Source organism: Campylobacter coli LMG 9860 (assembly GCF_000254135.1).
GTDB classification, from domain to species: Bacteria; Campylobacterota; Campylobacteria; order Campylobacterales; family Campylobacteraceae; genus Campylobacter_D; species Campylobacter_D coli.
Window position 1 is genome coordinate 1 of sequence record NZ_AINS01000058.1, and the last position, 1,153, is coordinate 1,153.

The 1,153-nt window shown below is 28.0% G+C and carries 1 protein-coding gene; it reads right to left on the reverse strand.

Annotated features, from left to right (window positions below):
* On the reverse strand, positions 1 to 1,058 hold a 1,058-nt coding region (locus CCO88_RS10935; RefSeq protein WP_002840016.1), incomplete at its 3' end, for a Cj0814 family flagellar-dependent secreted protein.
* Between the last annotated feature and the right edge of the window lie 95 nt (positions 1,059 to 1,153).

Consider the following 1,153-nt stretch of genomic DNA (forward strand, 5'->3'; position numbering starts at 1 on the left):
TCGCTTTTACTTTCTGCTTGTATAGGTTCAAAGGGTTTATCTTTTTCTTTGTTTGAATTTTTTTGTGCTAGAGCAATTTCTCTATTTTGTTTTGCTATTTCAGCTTTATATATTTCCCCCATTTCATCACTTTTGGCTTTCATTTCTAGCCATTGTTTTTTAAATTCATCTATATCAGTTATTGTATTTCTAAGTTTGGTTATATATACACTATCTGCAAATACATCTCCTGTTATACTCCATTCGATAGGATTTTGATTTATAAATTCGTTTAAATCTTCCACTTGACTTTGGCTCATATTTTTATCATAGCCAAGAAGCTTTCCCTCTATAGTTGTTTCACCTTCTATAAGAGGATTTTGTCCTGACATACCTGCAAAGAATGCCATTAAAACACCACCTTTGCTTATAGTGCCATTATCATTTTTATAAAATGATGCTCCAATATTTATATGAGAGCTTGGATCAAATATATCGCTATTTTTTTTAATATAATCAGCAGGAGCTTTTTCTTTCCAGCTTGGGAAACTTAGGGTTAATTGCTTAGGATTTTGATAGATTTTTAAGTCATCTTCAAAACTTAAAGCACTCTCAAAATCTTTTTCGGAATAATAAATATTTGTTACTTGAAAACTTTTTTTATTATAAGAAAATCCCAAAGGGATTTTGCTTAAATCTTCAGTAGTAAAATTTCCACTCGGTTCATCAATAAGCTGTGAAAAAACCTTATAAGCATTACCTAAACTTTTGGCAATATCTATATTGGTAAAAGATTTAAAATTAAGGTTAGTGATATAATTAACAAAATTTTCAGCACCTTTAGCATAAATCTTATAATCTTTTGGAATTCCTGCTGCTTTATTAAATTCACTTGTAAAAAAGCCATCTTTATCTACTTCATAACCTAAGACTTTATTGCTTGTTTTAGTAGCGTCTTGGGTGTCTTGTAAATTTTTTACATTAGCATTTGAAGTATTTGAATTTAAGGAAGAGTTGTTATTGTTTTTAATATTAAGATTGACAAAGGAGTTATTGAAAGTTGAGTTGATACCTATCATTTTTAATCCTTTTTATAATTTAAATTTTTATATTTTTAAGCCTTAATATCTACGCTTTTTGGTGCAGAATTTAAAGAAAGAATTTTATTAAATTC